This is a genomic window from Zhengella mangrovi (genome assembly GCF_002727065.1).
Taxonomy (GTDB): Bacteria; Pseudomonadota; Alphaproteobacteria; order Rhizobiales; family Rhizobiaceae; genus Zhengella; species Zhengella mangrovi.
Window position 1 is genome coordinate 43,455 of the sequence record NZ_PDVP01000006.1, and the last position, 13,944, is coordinate 57,398.

Annotated in this window: 13 protein-coding genes; 10 read left to right on the forward strand and 3 right to left on the reverse strand. The window is 59.4% G+C overall.

Annotated elements, in window-relative coordinates; genetic code table 11:
• Positions 1 to 560 precede the first annotated feature (560 nt).
• From CSC94_RS11725 to CSC94_RS11735, 3 genes are all read left to right on the forward strand, one after another.
• Complete coding sequence (locus tag CSC94_RS11725) at positions 561 to 1,358, forward strand: hypothetical protein (protein WP_099306534.1); 798 nt, start codon at positions 561 to 563, stop codon at positions 1,356 to 1,358.
• A gap of 129 nt (positions 1,359 to 1,487) precedes the next feature.
• Positions 1,488 to 2,024 carry a phage tail protein gene (locus CSC94_RS11730; protein ID WP_133122876.1) on the forward strand — a complete coding sequence of 179 codons (537 nt, stop codon included), beginning with the start codon at positions 1,488 to 1,490 and terminating at the stop codon, positions 2,022 to 2,024.
• 549 nt (positions 2,025 to 2,573) lie between these two features.
• Positions 2,574 to 3,626, forward strand: coding sequence for a tyrosine-type recombinase/integrase (locus CSC94_RS11735; protein WP_099306536.1), 1,053 nt, complete (start codon positions 2,574 to 2,576; stop codon positions 3,624 to 3,626).
• A gap of 73 nt (positions 3,627 to 3,699) precedes the next feature.
• On the opposite strand, the gene CSC94_RS11740 is transcribed toward CSC94_RS11735, so the two are convergent.
• A complete protein-coding gene (locus tag CSC94_RS11740; RefSeq protein ID WP_099306537.1) occupies positions 3,700 to 4,452 on the reverse strand; it encodes an SDR family NAD(P)-dependent oxidoreductase in 753 nt (250 codons plus the stop codon).
• Positions 4,453 to 4,720: 268 nt separating this feature from the next.
• Here CSC94_RS11740 and CSC94_RS11745 point away from each other — a divergent pair, with 268 nt between their 5' ends.
• The 3 genes from CSC94_RS11745 (at position 4,721) to CSC94_RS11755 (ending at position 6,748) form a co-directional block, all read left to right on the forward strand.
• Positions 4,721 to 5,353, forward strand: coding sequence for a flavin reductase family protein (locus CSC94_RS11745; protein ID WP_099306538.1), 633 nt, complete (start codon positions 4,721 to 4,723; stop codon positions 5,351 to 5,353).
• A 103-nt stretch (positions 5,354 to 5,456) separates the two neighbouring features.
• Positions 5,457 to 6,017 (forward strand): VOC family protein, encoded by a 561-nt coding sequence (locus CSC94_RS11750; RefSeq protein ID WP_099306539.1) that lies wholly within the window; start codon positions 5,457 to 5,459, stop codon positions 6,015 to 6,017.
• 119 nt (positions 6,018 to 6,136) lie between these two features.
• The gene (locus CSC94_RS11755) at positions 6,137 to 6,748 is read left to right on the forward strand and encodes an NAD(P)-dependent oxidoreductase (protein WP_099306540.1); all 612 of its coding nucleotides are present in this window, start codon (positions 6,137 to 6,139) and stop codon (positions 6,746 to 6,748) included.
• Between the two features lie 114 nt (positions 6,749 to 6,862).
• On the opposite strand, the gene CSC94_RS11760 is transcribed toward CSC94_RS11755, so the two are convergent.
• Entirely contained in the window at positions 6,863 to 7,618 is a 756-nt protein-coding gene (locus tag CSC94_RS11760) for an SDR family NAD(P)-dependent oxidoreductase (RefSeq protein ID WP_099306541.1), read from the reverse strand.
• Positions 7,619 to 7,831: 213 nt separating this feature from the next.
• Here CSC94_RS11760 and CSC94_RS11765 point away from each other — a divergent pair, with 213 nt between their 5' ends.
• Together CSC94_RS11765 and CSC94_RS11770 are read left to right on the forward strand one after the other, a co-directional pair.
• The gene (locus CSC94_RS11765; RefSeq protein WP_099306542.1) at positions 7,832 to 8,647 is read left to right on the forward strand and encodes a helix-turn-helix transcriptional regulator; all 816 of its coding nucleotides are present in this window, start codon (positions 7,832 to 7,834) and stop codon (positions 8,645 to 8,647) included.
• A gap of 22 nt (positions 8,648 to 8,669) precedes the next feature.
• On the forward strand, positions 8,670 to 9,347 hold the full coding sequence (locus tag CSC94_RS11770) for an EthD domain-containing protein (protein WP_099306543.1): 678 nt from the start codon (positions 8,670 to 8,672) through the stop codon (positions 9,345 to 9,347).
• 8 nt (positions 9,348 to 9,355) lie between these two features.
• Here the strand turns inward: CSC94_RS11770 and CSC94_RS11775 are convergent, their stop codons facing one another.
• The gene (locus tag CSC94_RS11775; RefSeq protein WP_133122877.1) at positions 9,356 to 10,291 is read right to left on the reverse strand and encodes a helix-turn-helix domain-containing protein; all 936 of its coding nucleotides are present in this window, start codon (positions 10,289 to 10,291) and stop codon (positions 9,356 to 9,358) included.
• 196 nt (positions 10,292 to 10,487) lie between these two features.
• On the opposite strand from CSC94_RS11775, the gene CSC94_RS11780 reads away from it, so the two are divergent.
• Entirely contained in the window at positions 10,488 to 12,206 is a 1,719-nt protein-coding gene (locus CSC94_RS11780; protein ID WP_099306694.1) for an FAD-dependent oxidoreductase, read from the forward strand.
• 13 nt (positions 12,207 to 12,219) lie between these two features.
• A complete protein-coding gene (locus CSC94_RS11785) occupies positions 12,220 to 13,926 on the forward strand; it encodes an FAD-dependent oxidoreductase (RefSeq protein WP_099306545.1) in 1,707 nt (568 codons plus the stop codon).
• The last annotated feature ends 18 nt before the right edge of the window (positions 13,927 to 13,944 follow it).

A 13,944-nucleotide genomic window follows, 5' to 3' on the forward strand; every position in this document is an offset into this window, starting at 1 on the left:
GTCAGCTCCCACTTCTCCACAATACATTTCCGGGTGATGCACTGACTTTTCGAGCGGTTCGACCCCATGGCCTTCTGCCGCTTTTGAAGATCTCCAGTTACAGTTTTCCGCTGAGGCCGACTTTCACAAAGTCCTGGCAATTGCTCTGTTCGCCAACCCTTCAGCGTTCATCACATCCTTATCCCTTGCCATGCTGCGCAGGCGACAAAGGGACGGAAAGGGCCGCATTTTAGGGACGCTGGGGACGCAGCTAGGGACGCAAGGGAAACAGGGGGAGGGGGAAAAAGCGAGCAAAAACAATGGGATTGGACGCTGGGGACGCTGGGGAAGCAAATCCTGACGTTTTATATATGTGTGCTCTATCATCAATGAAAAAAATCGAACCCTTACACATATATAACCCTGGGACTTGCGTCCCCAGCGTCCCCAGCGTCCCTAACTTTGAATGCGGTTTATTTAAAATCAAACACTTACTGTAGGAGAAACTGATGAAAAGTAGGGACGCAAGGACCGAATTTAGGGACGCTGGGGACGCAAGCGCATTTCTGAGGGCAAAAACCGTGACCGATGCCTTGCAATGGGTCTGGGGCGAAGAGCTGCCAAAGGTTGGCGCCGGCGCAGCTGGGGCGGCGGCAATGCCGGGCGCGAAAAGCGCCTGGGCCTCGATCGACCGTTTCGGATCGCTTCATGCGATCATCGATCGGCCGTCCAATGTGTTCGGTTGCGTCCCGTTCGACGAGGCCGAGGCGCCGCATCCTGACGCCATCGCCATTGCCGATGCCGTTTTCGCGCTGGACAGTGGATCGCTCGTGATCCCCGATGGCTGGGACCCGGTGCCAGAGATCGCCGATTGCGATCGTGATCTCAAAGACCTGGCGATCAGGGATGCGCTTGAGCGGGTTTCGAGGCGGCCGTCAACGGTCGTGATCCGCTTCGCTATCCTCGGCCGATCGCCCGACTGGGCGATGGATCGTCAGCCGGTTGCGCTGTTCGAAAAAGGCCCGACAGGCGCCGATCGATGGTTCGTTCGCCGCGAGACGCGAATGGTCGAGGGGCAAAACCCTGACGGCTCAGATCGGATTGTGACCGTCAACGCCGAGGTTGACGGCTGGTCGCAGCGCCTGCGCCGCCCTGTTGCCGGCGCCTATCGAAAGCGCCGCCTCGATCCAGATCCTCGGCCGGCCATCGTTGCGCGGGCGGAATATGAAATCTTTGTCGCATGCCTGGCGATGCTGTTCGATGACCTCAAGGGCGAGCTGGCATCAATCGATCTGAAGTGGTCGCCCTGGCCGCTGCGCCCCTGGGAAGATGGAAGCCGGCCGGCAGGCCCTCGCATCCTGCCGCAAATTATGGCTTGACGGCCGACCGAAATTTGGTGCATCACTTGTCACGGACAAAAGCGACCCGCTCGGTGGAAACACCGGGCGGGTTTTTCTTTGGCGGTTTTCAGGCCAACTGATGCCGCCTCGGGCGAGGGGTCTTGCGCAGTGGCTGAAGGCATACGGATCGACGCGGCCGAGTTTCTTGCCCTGTCCCGAGCGATCAATAAGCTGCCGGGCGAGATCAAGACAAAGGCGATGGCGCGGGCCATGCGCCGCGTCTCGACGATGGCCAGGACGCGATATGTCAGGCGGGCCGCGCCTCGGCTGAAGCTGCCGCAGAAATTGATCCGCGAGGTCACGACGGCCCGCGTCAACGCCGGCGGAAATACCGCTGACGTCGTGATCAAATCTGGATGGATACCGCTCTATAAGCTCGGGGCGATGAGGACATCAAAGGGCGTTCGGGTTCGGACCCGAGGCTCATATCGGCATGCGTTTATCGCGACCATGAGTTCCGGTCATACCGGCGTGATGATGCGGACAGGGCCGTCGAGGTTTCCGATCCGCGAGCTGTTCGGGCCGAACCCGGCCCATGACATCACGAACAATCAGGACGTTTACCACGAGCTACTGGCCGAGGTGTTGTCGGAAGTTCTCGGGCCGCGCGTCCTTCATGAACTTGATCGCATCCTGCCAGGATGACGGGGACAACTCGGGCGGCCGCGGGGCCTTAGCTTTCTGCCTGGCAGTACGGCTCGCGCCTCGCCGGCGACCTCCTTCCGGCTGGCGAGGCGCGGGCCTATCATCGCCGGCCGAATGGCGGGGGACGGGCCTCGGGTCCTTCCATGCCCCGGGTGCCATGCGGGCCGGGGCGACCCCGAAGTATCGCCAGTATTGCTGCAGAAATCTTGGGTTAACACGGTTAACTGGGCGGCCTTCGGTTAACACGCTTCCGATGCGGCCAACCATGAGGAACTGAAACCATGCACTCGAACACGAGCGACGGAGATCGGGCCATCTTCACGGTCATGGGCAAGGTGATGTCATGATCATGCCGCCGGGCATAGATCAAGATACTCCACTCAGGCTCGCGGACGCATGTCGGATAGCATTCCCAGCAGTCGTCGGGAACAGTTCGACCGTGACGCCGGCCTCGCTGCGCCGCGAAGCGCAGAGGGGCAACCTTGTGATCGAACGCATTGCCGGCAAGGATTTCGTGACTTTGAGGGAAATATCCGCTATGCGCGAAGCATGCCGCGTCCGAAAAAGCCGCCACGCCTTGCCTTGCGGAAATACGCTGACGGGACCCGTCGCTGGGAAATCCGAGACGGTGAGCGCTCCATCCGCACAGGATTCCTTGAGGAAAATATTGAAGACGCCGAAGCGAGATTAGCAAATTACATCTCGGAAAAACGAAAGCCGGCCACAAAAGACCGTCATTCAAATGAGCTCCTCGTCGCAGATGTCCTCATCGCCTACCGACAGGCCAAAGCCCATCTGATAGCACGGCCCAAAGAACTTGATTCCCGTCTGGGATTTATCAATGAGTTTTTTGGCGCTATGCCACTATCAGACGTACGTGGAGAGTCTTGCCGCGATTATGCTGCCCATCGGCCGGCCCAGGCGGCTCGACGCGAGCTTGAGGATTTACGCGCAGCGATCAATCATTGGCATCGTGAGTTCGGCCTCGATATTGCCCCCAAAATCACACTGCCAGAAAAAGCCGCACCGCGAACTCGATGGCTAACCAGATCAGAGGCCGCAAGATTATTGCGCGCCGCAAACGCTTTGAAGCGTAGTCGTCCAGCGCAATATTCGCACCTAATAAGGTTTATCCTGATCGGCCTCTACACTGGCACACGGCACGAGGCTATCTGCCGCCTTCAATGGCGCGCAAATACCGGCGGCGGCCACGCCGACCTCGAACGCGGCGTCCTCTATCGTCGAGCTGAAGGACAACGGGAAACAGCGAAGCGGAAGCCTCCGATGCGTCTGCCGCGTAAGCTGATTGGTCATATGCGTCGATGGCATCGTGCAGATGGACCCGTTCCGTTCATTATTCATCGAGGCGGAGAGCCTGTTGGCCGGATAGAGCGATCATTGCGCACTGCCGCTGATCTTGCTGGACTGAGCAATGACGTCACGGCACACACTTTTCGACATACTCGGGCAACTTGGTTAGCTCAGGTCGGGGTACCCGTTTGGGAAGCGGCCGGAAGCCTGGGAATGACGGTCGAGATGTTCGAACGCACATATGGACATCATCACCCTGATTTTCAGCGCGCTGCGGCCGACGCTTATTAGAGGACAGCAAACGATGGCTGTTCCAATGGACATCGCTCGAAACGGAGTGGCGATCTTGCGGGTCTGGTGTACTTCAGATCGCGGTAAAGCCGCCATCGACCGGAAGCGTTACACCGGTCACGAAACTCGACATTTCGCTTGATAGAAAAACAGCGGGGCCGACAAGCTCTTCCGGCCTTCCGACCCTTCCCAAAACGATACCGGCTTCGATCTGGCGGCGGCGCACCTCGTTGTCGAGCGACGGCTGTAACATCGGGGTCGCGATCTGACCCGGCGCAATGGCATTGACGCGAATTCCGTGGGGTGCGAGTTCGACGGCCAGCGCCTGCGTCAATCCCTTCACTCCGGATTTGGAAGCCATGTAGGCAAGCGTCGATGGCACCGAGACGAATGCGGCAATCGAAGCGATATTGACGATTGTGCCGCCCTTCTTCTTCAGATGGGGAAGGAAAGCGCGGCTGACGTTCATCACCCCGTTCAGGTTGATGTTCATCGTCAGTTCCCAGGCGCGTTGAAAGCCCTCGGATTCAAGGGGTTGGCGGGGACAGATGCCGGCATTGTTGACCAGCAAGTCGACGGCCCAGCCGGATGCGTCCAGATCATCGGCAAGCCTAGCTGCTTCCACGTCCGACGTAACGTCGAGCAAAGCGGACTTGGCTTCGCCACCCGATGCAACAATGGCGTCCGCAGTGGCGCGGGCGGCATCGGAATTGATGTCGGTCGCAATCACGCGTGCCCCTTCCGCAGCCAGACCCCTAGCGATCGCAGCTCCGTTTCCCTGACCTGCGCCTGTGACAAGCGCCGTACGATTGCTGAGCGAGGACATGAACACATTGGCCTTCTTATGTCAGACAGTTTTCGATGCCTAGCACCCCAGTCTCCCGGTGTCTGTCCTGCCCTGAAGTGACAGAACCTGATCCAGGCCGGCTCCCTCCTGTTGCCCGATCAATCGCGATCCTGATTCTGCTCTGCGCGGTTCCGGCAGCTCGCCCAAGTCGTTTCAGCAGGGTGTTCTTGTCCTCCGACAGCATGACCGCGAACACGTCAGGCATCGCGTAACATGGCGGCATCAAGACAGATGACAGGACCTGAACATGGAATTCGACAGCTTCTACCCCGAGGCCCTGGATCGCACCATCCAATCCAAGCTGATGAACGGGATCGTCGTTCCCCGGCCGATTGCGTGGGTGTCAACGACCGGATCCGCCGGTTTGAACTTGGCGCCATTCAGCTATTTCAACGTCGTCGCCGTTGAACCACCGGTCGTCATGTTCTCGATCAGCATCCCGGTTGCCGACAGGACCGGGACGGTCAAGGATACCTTGCAGAACCTGCGGGAGGTTCCGGAATTCGTGCTTCATCTCGTCGATCAGGAACTTGCCCTGCAGATGAACGAGACATCGGCCGAACATGGCAGGGGTACGAACGAGTTTGAGGCTGCGGGGCTTACGCCAATCCCGTCCAGCCGGGTCCGCCCACCCCGAATCGGTGAAGCCGGATTGCATCTTGAATGCGCGCTCATGGAGATCCTCGAGATCGGCAAGGTCCCCTATCACATGGTCCTCGGAGAAGTCATCGCTATCCATGCACGAAAGTCCATTGTCGATGAACGATACCGTGTAGACCAAGATCTGCACCGGCCGATCGGCCGCCTGGGTGGCGCCTCGCAATATGCCACCACCAAGGATCGGTTCACGATCATGGGCAGCCATATCAAGACCGGCTGAATCGACAAGCCCGAAGCAGACAGGCGTCCTAAGAAGAGGTGACAGACCTTCCTCTCGTGCATTCCTAGGCTTTCAGGACGATACACAAACCGAGGGACAACCGATGGCACACTCACCTAGGAATGGTGGAGAGCAGAAAGTTCCTGGATTGCGCGGTGTCGAGCACATCGGGATCACGGTTCCAGATATCGACGAAGCCACGCGCTTTTTCGTCAATGTCCTCGGCTGTACTCCCTACCTCGATTCCGGTCCGCTCGGCAGCGACGACGATGACAGGATGACCCGATTGCTGAACGTTCATCCACGTGCGGTCGCCCGCAAGATGCGCCACCTTCGCTGCGGCCATGGTTCGAATATCGAACTATTCGAATACTCCGCGCCGGACCAGAACACGACATGGCCAAAGAACAGCGATCTCGGTGGCCATCACCTCGCGTTCTACAGCGACGATTTCGATGCAACGCTTGACTGGCTGCGAGCGCACGGCGTTCGGCTGCTGGAGGGGCCGAACTTCGTGACGAAAGGGCAGAATTCGGGTTGCCGGTGGATCTATTTCCTCTCGCCCTGGGGCCTGCAAATGGAACTCGTCAGCTTTCCGGAAGGCCGCGGTTACGAAGCGACGGCGAAGGGACGCCTTTGGAACCCCGTCGCCCCGGAGGCCTGAGGTTCAGTCTCTAATCTGCGAGCCGCGCCTGCGCCGGGGCGCTGTCGTTCTCAGAGAGGACTGACAACCCAGATCACCGGAGCAAAACTTCCTGCACAAGGTCAAATGAGGAAACTGTCATGAAAATTGCAGTCATCGGAGCTGCCGGGAATGCTGGTCAGCGCATCGTATCGGAGGCACTTTCGCGCGGCCACCAGATTACGGCCATCGGGCCGACCGCGTCTAAGCTGGAGGCGCTGGGAGACGTGACCGCCGTCACCGGAGACATCACTGCGCCGGACGACCTTGCGAGCAAACTGGCTGGCCATGACATCGTCGTGAGCGCCGTCCGGTTCGTCCGGTACGAGCCCAAGCAACTTCTTGATGCGGTTCGCAAGTCCGGCGTCTCGCGACTGGCCGTCATCGGTGGCGCAGGCTCGCTCACCTCTCCGGCCGGCGGACTGGTCAAGGATGGACCCAATTTCCCCGCCGTCGCATTGCCCGAAGCCACCGCCGGCGGCAAGGTGCTGGATGCACTGCAGGACGAGAGCGATATCGATTGGACGTTCCTGTCCCCGTCGGCGATCTTTGCCGCAGGCGAACGCACTGGAGATTTCCGGCTGGGCAAGGACGAATTGCTGATTGCGGCAGATGGAAAAAGCCATATCTCTTTCGAGGACTTCGCCGTCGCATTTCTCGACGAGATCGAGATGCCGAAGCATTCCCGCCAGCGTTTCACCGTCGGCTACTGATCCTGGCGTCATCGAGATGCAGCACGAATGCCCCGGCTTTGACGGGGCATTCGTCATTGCATGCCAGGATAGCCTGGGCCGGCGGGTGAAGCGTTGCTCCGCCGGACACGCGGCTCACCGGGCGGTATATCCGCCATCCACGCCCAACACCGTTCCGGTGATGAAACTCGCCTTGTCGCTCAGAAGAAAGATGGCCGACTCTGCGATTTCCGAAGGACGCGCCATACGGTTCAGTGGGTGACGGGAAGCGATCTCAGCCCGCTGTTCGGGATTGCGATCGGCGAGAATCGGCGTGTCCACGTATCCCGGCGCAATGGCATTTACGCGTATGTTCTGTTCCGCATAATCAAGCGCTGCCGTCTTGGTCAGCCCTATGACGCCATGTTTAGCCGCAGCGTAGCCTGCCCGGTGTTCAACGGCGAGGACGCCCAGGATGGAGGATGTATTGACGATACTTCCACCGCCCCTCGCGAGCATGGCCGGGATTTCCGCCTTCATGCAATTGAAGACGCCGGTCAGATTGATGGAAACCTGTCTTTGCCATTCATCGTCCGGAATATCAGCCGTGGCGATACGCGGCGTGGTGACTCCGGCGTTGTTGACTGCGAAATCCAGTCCGCCGAAAGCTTCGATGGTCGCCGCGACCGCTTCGGAGGCGGCGACTGTACTGGTCACGTCCAACGCAAGCGCGATCGCTTTTCCGCCGTCTGCCTGGATCGTCTGCGCAACTGCCCTTGCCGCATCTTCATTGACATCGGTCACGGCAACACTGGCGCCGCGTTGCGCCAGGAGCAACGCGATCCGGGCGCCAATGCCGGATCCCGCACCTGTCAGAAACGCTGCTTTCCCGAAGAATTCCTGCCCGTTCATCGTCCCCTATCCTTCTGCCGGTTGTCTCCGGACCTTACCGGAACTCCCGGAGACGCCATGTCGCAAAAGGTCATGACAGGTGCGGAAATGGCAATTCCGATCAAGGGCCGTGGCAACCGGGGACAAGCACCGCGTTGAAGGAGAACATATGGTCGCACCATCTGCCCTGCCCTCGTAACAACGGCGGCGGGAGTGGGAGGGAGGCCCAAACAGATGATCTACTCCAGGATTGAAGACTGTCACGGATCCTTCACTGTCGTTAAGGGATTCAGCGAAGCCATCGCGGCTGTTGGAACCGACCGGTTCACCGGCTGTTTCAAAGCTCTCGTGCAGGAGACCTTCCAGGTCGCCGAGTTCCTCGTGTTTCACCGGCTGGGAGACAAAAGTCCGCCGATGGTTCTTCTCGGCGAAAGCCGCGACGGTAAGTCAGCGGAACGGGTCAAATCCTATTGCAGCAATTTCTATCGCCTTGATCCGATCTTCAACGTGCTGAACGACAGCAATCCGGACGGGGACTACTCTCTCCACCTGCAGGCCGACGAGATCAACAACAGTGCTTATCGTCTTGCCTTCTACTCTGTCCCCGGTATTCGCGAACAGCTCACCATTGCCAACAAGTCGGACGGCGCCGTCATTGCAATCAGTCTTTTTGCCAGAGAACAGGATGGAGGGTTCAGTGCAGAGCAAATGGCGGAACTGAAGCAGTTCGGTAATCTCCTGCTGCCGATCTTGTCACTGCATTTCCGCCTTATCGGCAACGCCGAGCGCCAGAAGCGGGTCTCTGCGAAGGACATGGAGGAATGCGTCTCCTGGGCGTTTCCGGAACTGACCAAGCGTGAAGTCGCGGTTTGCGCACGGTCCATTCTTGGCGTCACGGCCGAAGGAATCGCGCTTGATCTTGGAATTGCACAAACCAGTGTTCTGACCTACCGGCGCAGGGCCTATGCCCGCCTGAACATCAATTCGATCAACCAGCTCTCGACCATGCTGATACAATCGTCCGCAGCACGGCAGCTGGCCGCAGCCTGATGGCCGAAATCGAGGTCGTGTCATGAAGAACTATCTATTTTTTCTCCGCGCGCTCCCTGGCAAGAGCGATGAATTCACGGATTGGCTGCTCAAGGATCTGGGGCCGCGGATTGCTGCCACTGACGCCTGCGCGAGCCTGCGCGTCAACGTGGCCGTAGATTCACCCAACACCGATCCGCTCTACAGGCAGGAACGTCGCGAAGGCGATGGATTTGATGCCAGCCTTGACCTGGCCTGCCCGGATGAACCGGCGTTCGAGGGGCTTCAACGCGGCCTTTTGGCAGACCTCAACGACAGAACGGAAGCCAACTACGGTTATGACGTCGCCTACCTGTTGGAAAAGGAAGACCCGGACGCACTCAGGGGCAACCCGGCACCTGGTTACAAGATCATGCGCGGGTTCTATTTCTTCGACGATCTTTCACCGGAAGCGGCACGTCGCTGCTGGGATAACCACGTTGCACTTGCCTTGAAGATCCATGGTTTCGACAAGTATGTGCGCTACTGGGTGAATAAGATTGTGACGAAGGACGCTCCCGCGATTGGCGGCGCTACCAATCTCCAGTTCTCTTCAGCGGACAAGTTTCTGAACAACTATTTCACCGTGCCCGATGGCATGGAACAGATCCAGCAGGATATCGGGCATTTCATAGACCGTGGTCTTGCACGCATCTACACGCGTGAGCACATCCTGAAATAGCAGCGTCCTCAGGTTCGTTTCAGAACTGCGCTCGGTGGTAGCCCGAACTTCCTCGAAAAGGCGCGGCTGAAATGCGCTCCGTCCTTGAAGCCGAATGCAAGGGCGGCTTCCGTGACGTTGCGGACCCGGGTCCGGGCCAGCGCATCATAGGCGGCATCGAGACGGCGATCCCAGAGCCAGCGCATGGGCGTTGTTCCGTCGCTGGCAAAGGCCCGGTTGAGCGTACGCGCCGAAACGCCGCCAACATCAACAAGTCGGCCAAGATTCAGTTCGGTATCATCGATGTTGCGGTCAACGTATCGGGAGAGCTTGTCGACAAGCCACCTGTTGCTCGAACCATCCAGCGGCAGCATTTGCGACGAAACGGTCGACAGCACGTCGAGCGTTGCGCCGACAAGGCGCATGGTATCGCTTGTCTCCTTCGAGATCGCGTTGACACAGAGCTCCTTGACCAATGAAAGTGCAAGGGTCCCGTTGGTGGTCTCGGGCTTGACGACCACGGCGCCTTCACGGGCAATCTGTGGGCAATGATGCTGCATGAGATCCGGCGGGACCCAAAGTGCTACCGACCAATACTGGTCGGGAAATTCGAGTTCAAACGGCGCCCCGTGGCGGTAGATGATCCCTTCACCGTGCCGAGCAAGCAATGCCTTGTCGTTCTGGATCAGCCGCAAATCGCCACGCAGCATGAGCGTGAACAGGAACCCGTCGAAACTGTCACGCTTGATTGTCTCGTTATGGCGCTGGAAACGCCCCGCCGACGAACGGATTCGCGACATGCGCGCGCCATCATGAAGGACCTGGGTAAGCTCTCCACTGAATGGCAAATTCGGCAAAGGCATGTACTGCGTCTGCGAGAAAGCTTCGCAGATCGTATGGTGCCAGGCGTCAACATCATTCTGCCTGACATGACGAATATTGGGCCTGGCACTCAGTGGTTCCAAATCTCCCTCGGCGTTCGCGAAAAGTCGTAAGGAGCGAGTATTTTTCCAAGCATTCGGGAAGTCAAGCAACCTGCGTGCGTACCTGCAGGGCTGTCATGACCTCTTGGGACAGACCTGCACCCGGATCAGGGGCATTGTCTTATCAGACTTGGCGGTTCGTTGCGAGCGACAACCGGGGCAGGAGCGAGGAGAGCAGATCGTGCCGGAAACCCACGAGGAATTTGACGTCATCGTTGCCGGTTCAGGCGCAGGCGGACTTTCGACGGCGATTACCGCAGCCTCCGAAGGGCTGACGGTCCTCGTCGTGGAGAAGTCAGACAAATTTGGCGGTACCACCTCACGTTCGGGTGGTTGGATCTGGATACCCAACAACAGCCAGGCCAAACGCGAAGGCATCGACGATTCCGTCGAAAAGGCGCGCGCGTATATCGAGGCCGAAACGGGAAACCACTTCGATGCCGAACGGGTCGATGCCTTTCTTCGCGCGGGCCCGGAGATGGTGGACTGGTTCGAAAGCAATACCGAGATGACATTCACGCTCGGCAGCTACTTTTCGGATTACCATCCTGAACAGCCCGGCGGTCTGACCGGCGGTCGCTCGCTCAACGCAGACCCGGTCAACCGTTCCATCCTAGGTGAGAATGCCCCTCGCCTCGCGCCTCCCCTGCCGGAAGCAACCTTCATGGACATGATGGTTGGCTCCAATCTGGAACTGAAGCATTTTTTCGAGGCTTTCCGGTCGTTCAAGTCGTTCGGCTATGTCGGTTTCCTGCTGGCGCGTTTTGGCTACGAAAAACTCCGCTATGGCCAGGCGATGCGCCTGACCAACGGCACGGCAATGGCTGCGCGGCTAGCCAAATCGGCTTTCGACAAGGGCATCGAAATCCGTACCAGCACGGCACTCAAGGACCTCGTCATCACAGACGGCCGTGTCAGCGGCGTCGTGGTGGAAGGGAAAGCCGGAAAACAGACTTTGAACGCCCGGCGCGGCGTTGTGCTGGCAACAGGCGGTTTCCCCTTCGATCTGGAAATGCGGAAGAAGCTGTACCGCCATGCTCCAACGGGCGAAGGCCACTTTTCTCCGGCGAATCCCTACAACACGGGAGATGCCATGCGGATCACTGCTCCACTTGGTGCTGCTGTCGCCGAGGGGTACAAGCAGCCGGCTGCATGGTGCCCGGTTTCGCTGGTCCCGCGCAAGGACGGGACAATCGGCACGTTCCCCCACTTCGTCGACCGTGGCAAACCAGGCGTGATCGCCGTTCTCAAGAACGGGCGGCGCTTCGTCAACGAAGCCAATTCATACCACGACTACGGGCTGGGGCTGATCGCCGCGCATGATGGCGAGGGGACCGCCGAATCCTGGCTGATCATCGACCACCCGACGCTGCGCCACTATGGACTGGGTCATGTGAAGCCCTTTCCGATTCCCCTCGGTCCCGCATTGCGGTCGGGTTACCTCATGCGAGGCAAGACACTGCGCGAACTCGCGAAGGTTGCGGGGATCGACCCGGATGGACTGGAGAAAACGGTCAACAACTTCAACCACCATGCACGCACAACAGGTGAAGATCCGGAGTTCGGGCGGGGAACGACCGGATACAATCGGTACCTGGGCGACCCGGAAAACAAGCCGAACCCGTGCGTCAAACCTATCGAGAATGGCCCCTTCTACGCGATCCGTGTCGTGCTGGGCGATCTCGGCAGTTTTGTCGGTCACAGGACGGATGCCTCCGCAAGGGTTCTGGACACGAATGGCCAGGTCATTCCGGGACTTTTTGCCGTCGGCAACGACGCGGCCAGCATTTTCGGTGGAAACTATTCCGGCGGCGGGATCACTCTAGGGCCTGCAATGACGTTTGGTTACATCGCCGGCAGGGAACTGGCCAGGACCACGCCGGTCGCGGCGAGCTAAACGGAGATTGCCAATGCCGGACAACAAGACCGAGTTCGATGTCATCGTTGCGGGATCCGGTGCTGGTGGGCTTGCCACCGCGATCGTGGCAGCAGCCGAAGGACTGAGCGTCGTCGTCGTCGAGAAATCAGAAAAATTTGGCGGCACGACTGCCCGGTCCGGCGGCTGGATATGGATACCCGGCAACAGCCATGCCCACCGCGAGGGATTCGAGGATTCTGCCGAGAAGGCACGCGGCTACATCGAGGCCGAAGCTGGCAATCACTTCGATGCGGAGCGCGTGGACGCCTTTCTGAAAACTGGCCCGGAGATGCTCGATTGGTTCGAGGCCAACACCGAAGCCCATTTCACGCTCGGGCCACTCGTCTCCGACTACCACGCCGAGCGGCCGGGCGGCATGGCTGGCGGCCGGTCCCTCAACGCCGATCCGATCGATCGAACGGTGCTGGGCGACTATGGCGACCGTGTTGCACCACCCATGCCCGAATTGACATTCCTTGGCATGATGATCGGATCGAATCGTGAGTTGCGCCATTTTTTCGAAGCATTCCGCTCGATCCGATCTTTCGGCTATGTCGGCAATCTGCTTGCCCGGTATGCCTTCGAGCGGCTGCGGCACGGCAAGACCATGCGCCTGACCAATGGAACCGCTCTCGCAGCACGTCTCGGCAAGTCGGCTCTCGACCGGGGCGTCGAAATCCGCACCAGCACGGCCATGAAGGAACTCATTGCCGACGATGGTCGCGTTACCGGCGTCGTGGTGGAGGATGCATCGGGGCGGCATACGCTGACGGCGCGCAAGGGCGTGGTGCTCGCCACCGGCGGGTTTCCCTTCGACATGGACATGCGGAAGAAGCTCTACCGCCACGCACCAACCGGCGAAGGCCACTATTCTCCTGCCAACCCGTACAACACTGGGGATGCCATGCGAGCGTCGCAGCCACTGGGGGCCGCGACGCTCGAGCACTTCCCGCATCCAGCCTCCTGGATTCCCGTTTCGCTGGTTCCGCGCTCCGATGGAACCCATGGCGTCTTTCCGCACTTCGTCGATCGCGGCAAGCCGGGTGTCATTGCTGTTCTGAAGAATGGCCGCCGCTTCGTGGACGAAGCCCACTCATACCACGACTACGGAGAAGCGTTGATCAACGCCCACTCCGGCGATGGGCCTGCGGAATCCTGGCTGATCGTCGATCACGCTACGCTCCGTCGCTACGGCCTCGGGCACGTCAAGCCCTACCCGATTCCGCTCACGCCGGCCTTGCGGTCCGGTTACCTCATCCGAGGCCGAACCATCAGAGAATTGGCCACGAATGCCGGCATAGACCCGGACGGCCTGGACAAGACGGTGGCTGATTTCAACCGCCATGCTCGCGACACCGGGGACGATCCGGAGTTCGGCCGTGGATCGACGCCATACGATCGCTACATGGGCGATCCCGACAATAAGCCGAACCCCTGTGTAAAACCAATCGAAACGGGTCCGTTCTACGCGATCCGCGTCGTGTTGGGCGACCTTGGCAGCTTTGCCGGACTGAAAACCGATGCAATGGCGCGGGTTCTCGATAGCAATAACGAGCCCATTGCAGGGCTCTACGCGGTCGGGAACGATGCCGCCAGCATTTTCGGCGGAGCCTATTCGGGCGCGGGCATCACCCTCGGGCCAGCGATGACATTCGGGTTCATCGCCGGCCGACACTTGGCCGAAAACACGAAACCATAACCAAAATCGAGGAGATAC

What these genes read in the sequence shown, in the direction of transcription:
- CSC94_RS11735 (WP_099306536.1), top strand. Translation starts at nt 2,574, where the DNA reads ATGCCGCGTCCGAAAAAGCCGCCACGCCTTGCCTTGCGGAAATACGCT.
- CSC94_RS11740 (WP_099306537.1), bottom strand. Translation starts at nt 4,452, where the DNA reads ATGTCCTCGCTCAGCAATCGTACGGCGCTTGTCACAGGCGCAGGTCAG.
- CSC94_RS11745 (WP_099306538.1), top strand. Translation starts at nt 4,721, where the DNA reads ATGGAATTCGACAGCTTCTACCCCGAGGCCCTGGATCGCACCATCCAA.
- CSC94_RS11750 (WP_099306539.1), top strand. Translation starts at nt 5,457, where the DNA reads ATGGCACACTCACCTAGGAATGGTGGAGAGCAGAAAGTTCCTGGATTG.
- CSC94_RS11755 (WP_099306540.1), top strand. Translation starts at nt 6,137, where the DNA reads ATGAAAATTGCAGTCATCGGAGCTGCCGGGAATGCTGGTCAGCGCATC.
- CSC94_RS11760 (WP_099306541.1), bottom strand. Translation starts at nt 7,618, where the DNA reads ATGAACGGGCAGGAATTCTTCGGGAAAGCAGCGTTTCTGACAGGTGCG.
- CSC94_RS11765 (WP_099306542.1), top strand. Translation starts at nt 7,832, where the DNA reads ATGATCTACTCCAGGATTGAAGACTGTCACGGATCCTTCACTGTCGTT.
- CSC94_RS11770 (WP_099306543.1), top strand. Translation starts at nt 8,670, where the DNA reads ATGAAGAACTATCTATTTTTTCTCCGCGCGCTCCCTGGCAAGAGCGAT.
- CSC94_RS11785 (WP_099306545.1), top strand. Translation starts at nt 12,220, where the DNA reads ATGCCGGACAACAAGACCGAGTTCGATGTCATCGTTGCGGGATCCGGT.